The 4,017-nt window shown below is 48.3% G+C and carries 4 protein-coding genes; 1 reads left to right on the top strand and 3 read right to left on the bottom strand.

From position 1 onward, the window contains the following. Nucleotides 1-94 precede the first annotated feature (94 nt). Nucleotides 95-583, top strand: coding sequence for a hypothetical protein (locus ENN47_11875; GenBank protein ID HDP78849.1), 489 nt, complete (start codon nucleotides 95-97; stop codon nucleotides 581-583). A gap of 128 nt (nucleotides 584-711) precedes the next feature. Here ENN47_11875 and ENN47_11870 read toward each other — a convergent pair whose 3' ends face one another. The 3 genes from ENN47_11870 to ENN47_11860 form a co-directional block, all read right to left on the bottom strand. After that, nucleotides 712-1,872, bottom strand: a complete 1,161-nt coding sequence (locus tag ENN47_11870; GenBank protein ID HDP78848.1) for a hypothetical protein — start codon at nucleotides 1,870-1,872, stop codon at nucleotides 712-714. 74 nt (nucleotides 1,873-1,946) lie between these two features. Further along, nucleotides 1,947-2,981, bottom strand: a complete 1,035-nt coding sequence (locus ENN47_11865; protein HDP78847.1) for a hypothetical protein — start codon at nucleotides 2,979-2,981, stop codon at nucleotides 1,947-1,949. 228 nt (nucleotides 2,982-3,209) lie between these two features. Further along, nucleotides 3,210-3,977, bottom strand: a complete 768-nt coding sequence (locus tag ENN47_11860; GenBank protein HDP78846.1) for a hypothetical protein — start codon at nucleotides 3,975-3,977, stop codon at nucleotides 3,210-3,212. Between the last annotated feature and the right edge of the window lie 40 nt (nucleotides 3,978-4,017).

Genomic DNA, 4,017 nt, shown 5'->3' with positions numbered 1-4,017 from the left:
CCCTTTTCAAGTAGATTATTTGTGATGCATATCGGATGGAGCGGCCGAAAACCCTTTTCCGGTAGAATACGCCGTCTTCATTGAGCTTTCCCAGATGCTAGGTCTGACGAACGATCCTCGCTACGAAATGGCGATAACCATGCTTTATGAAACTGGTGAGAAAGAGGGTAAAATACTTCAGATGATGTACGAATTGAAAGGCGACGATGACCCCGTTGTGGCCAGTGATTACTACAACGGAATTCTTCAGGATCTCGAACGTACGTTCAGCGATTCGGCATATTTTTACGCGAAGCAGAGCAGTTACGGTATTGACTTTGTGGATTATGTGCTGGGCACTATCGAAGAGATAGAGACGTCTCTGGGTGTTTTCCTGGAAAGAGAACTTTCAATTGAGGCCGGAGCATATCTCCTGAGCATATTGATAAGAAACAACTCGCTTGCCCTCGATATAAACGATGAGGAAGCGTGGGTCGATAAGAGACTGAACCTGAGGCTGGAATATCTTGAATTTCTCATGGAGATCGACCCTTCGGAGGAAGTTATAGAAGACATCGAAAAGACACGCAAGATGCTAGAGTAATTCGAAGTTGAGGAGAGTGCCTTAACAAATACACCGGAGAGGGAGTCTCCGGTGTATTTGCATTTATAAGAGCTACGTTTATCATCATCTCTGTAGTTTTGAGTCAATATTTCCAGTTTTCGAGACTCCTAGAAACGTATTTCGCTCAATATGCCTGCGTACCATCTTGCCCACAGCTCCGGTTCGTCACTGTCAGGTATGCTAAGGAATACGAAGAACTTCCCGGGTCCGAAGGTTCCCACGTCTGTTGACTCGGTATAAAAAACTGCCCAGCAGATCAATCCGGGGAAGTTCAGAGAGTATATATACATCGTAGATTCATTATTCTGCCTTATAAATCTTTCCAGTATTCCGTAGTCGCCCAGACTCATAAGATAGTCCTCCACGACTTTATTTAGGGAATCCAGAACCGGCTCCCCCTCGTGAAGCTGTCCAAAGAGGATCTTTCCAACAAGGGAGTTGTAGAAATAGATGTTAGCCGCTTCATAAACATCTTGACTGAACTCCACTGTGAAGTGACGCGGCACCATGACTCCAAAGAAATCACCCTGAGCGAAAGTCCAATTTTCCGTCGCGACACCCAAGTCCTCTCCCTCAAGCTGCCTGGAGGCCAGCTCTATGAATGAGTAATGATCGCCCTTTTCCTGCAACGGAAATTCAGGCTTGATTTCTGGCTGGAAAACATAACTGCCGACGATTCCGGCCATTATCGACTTCGCACGATCTAGCTCCTCACCTTCGTAGTTCGCAGGTTCGAAAAGAAAAACGCCAACGCGACCGGGGCCGATTTCCCGAGCATCTTCGCCGGGTGAATAAACCAGTACCACTGGATAATCAACGCCGACCGTCATTTTCAAAGATACGAGATATGCGGTCAGACCGTTTTGAAACTGCCTAAACTCCTTGAAGCTGTACTCTCCTTTTGTTGCCGGTTCAAGGTAAAAAGAAGAAATCAATGATTCAAGCAGCTCTTCGCGATTCGAAGACTCGGATGTGAAGTGCAGAAAACGACCAAATAGATTAAAGGTTTCATCGAAAAGCAAAGCATCGAAATTACCGTATATATCCTCTTTGAAGGTACGAAACCCTTCCGGGAGCATCAGAGAGATCTCGCCCACTTCCATCGCAGTCCAGGATGAGTCTTGGGGAGCTTTCCACCCCTCTCTGAAGGAAAGAAGGAGAGGATCTGGCGTTTCGATACCGCTGGCAGACGCCGTCTCAAGGGTCGAGCTCGCAAACACCGTTATTACCGTGACAAATACAATTAGTAACAAAATCGTTCTTCTCATGCATAACCTCCGACTAAAGCACGATGGGAAAACCCACTGTTTAGATTATAAACTCCTCAGCATCGTTAATAATCTCAGATAGCCAACGTCATCAAGAGTCCAACAAACCATTCTGCCCACTGAGCCAGGTTTCTTTCGTCGGGCCATCCAGCGAATGTGTAGAATCTTCCAGGTCCGAACGATTCAGGATCAGAAGAGTCTGAGTAGAGAACAACCCAGCAGAGTTCACCTGAAAAGTCGATAGCATAGACGTTGAAAGAATCGTAACTTCCTTGAACCACAAGGTTGTCGATAATCTCGTAGCTCTCAACTGCGAGAACTTCGAGATTCTCTTCGATTATTCTATCTAAAATCGCCCCGGTGCTGAAAGATGTCTCGTACAATTCACCAACCCTTACCCGGCCTATATCCTCACCGCCAATACTAAGATATATAACTTCGCCAGTCTCTTCCAGGTGGGAATCAATTGCAAAGACGGGAGGAATCTTGAGCCAGAAGTACGTTCCATTAACTTCTATCCAGTTTCCGACATCGATACCCACGTTTTCGCCCTTCAAAGTCGTCAAGAGAAATCTGATGAAGGGGTCACTATCTTTCGCCCAGATCGGAGGGAGCGGCCCGCTCGCCGAAACAGCTGAAGAGACGCTAGTCGACTCGTCCAGTATCAATGGAGATAGTTCCGTGATCATAAGAGTATCATCTACGGCTGACGGACTGGCTTCAACGGTGACTAGGGAGACGGAAGCGTTACCAATGGCAGTTGTGGCTTGATCGCTAGCGCCGAGATTCGGTCTCGAACCAACCAGAGGAACTTCCATATGAGGAATAACAAACTCCGCAATCGACGCAGTCCCTTCTACAACGCCTGTGGTGGTAGGGGTTTCAATTGTTCCAAAAATAGATTCCGAAAGGACCTCGGAAGCTTGCACCGATGTCGAGGGAGCATCAGAAGTCGTCAAAGTGCTGGGAGCGGTTCCCGAATTGCCGTGAGCCGGCGCCACGGGATTCGAAGCATTGCTGACAGGTTTATTGAGAGTCGCTATCGCAACAACAATGATGATCGCTGCTGCTACTATCCCTATCAGGGAAAGTATGGTCCTTTTCTTCACGGGTTCACCTCCGCAGAATCTGGTCCTGATCGAAAAAGATTTCAACACCTGAGAACATCGTGTCTTTACAGTCGTATTAGACAGAGAAACTTGCTTCAAAATAAGCCAGAGCACGACCCTTGTCTATTATTGTCGAACCTCACGCATCGAAAGGGAAAAAAGGTGCCCTCCGGATTTCGAAGGACACCCTGCGTTCATTCAGAAAAAACTCATTACTTACGGTACAGCTTACTTAAGATCGACAGTTGTAGAGATGACTCCACCTCTGGTGGATAAGAACTCTATCGTTGCCGTTCCTGTGCCAGTTACCGTCCACGATACTGTCTTGGATCTTTCCCAGGTCGGCGAATCGATGTCGGTGAATGGTCTGTCGAGAGGATTCTCCGGAAGCGCACCGGCAAAGAAGCCGATGGTCTTGGTTCCACTCTCTCCGGAAGCCAGTTTGAGACCATCCAGTGTTATTCTGGCGGTCGACTGTCTCACCATCTTGACAAGCCATGCCTGCTTCAACGCGTCGGGGAGGAATCCGTTGTTGGTAACCGTTGCGGTTATCGTCCTCGAACCATCTGCGTTGGCCTTGACGTTGACTTCCGTGAATTCGAGTTTTGGAAGCTGCTTGGCAAGCATTAAGTTGAATCTGTTCTGAGCCTCCACCGCAAGCTTCAGGTACAGGCCCGCCGGTGGGTTCTGCGACCAGAACTTCGGGTTCGTTCCACCGCACTCAACAGTGCCGTATTCGGGGTGCTCTGCAGGCGTCCAGGGGAGGAAGTATGCCCTTTCCATACCCTTAATGTTGTCCTGTACCCAGAGCCAGTCATAATCGTTGACAGCACCGTCTCCGTTGAAGTCGTAAATGTAATCATACCTGTTACCCCACAGTTCGTCTCCGTACCATATTGCGCCAAACTGGAAGTAACCATAGTCTGGACTGTGTCCGAAGAGAGGTCCTCCAGGCTGCAGTGTGCCAAGAAGGCGAAGAAGGAGACTTCTAGCCATGCTTAATCGAAGATGAGGGAGGGCCCCTCGAAGTCGTCAT

It is taken from the genome of Mesotoga infera (genome assembly GCA_011045915.1).
Classification (GTDB): Bacteria; Thermotogota; Thermotogae; order Petrotogales; family Kosmotogaceae; genus Mesotoga; species Mesotoga infera_D.
This window is presented reverse-complemented; position numbering and strand designations above follow the sequence as displayed.

Coding starts and splice junctions, on each gene's coding strand:
- ENN47_11875 (HDP78849.1), top strand. CDS start 95: ATGCTAGGTCTGACGAACGATCCTCGCTACGAAATGGCGATAACCATG.
- ENN47_11860 (HDP78846.1), bottom strand. CDS start 3,977: ATGGCTAGAAGTCTCCTTCTTCGCCTTCTTGGCACACTGCAGCCTGGA.
- ENN47_11870 (HDP78848.1), bottom strand. CDS start 1,872: ATGAGAAGAACGATTTTGTTACTAATTGTATTTGTCACGGTAATAACG.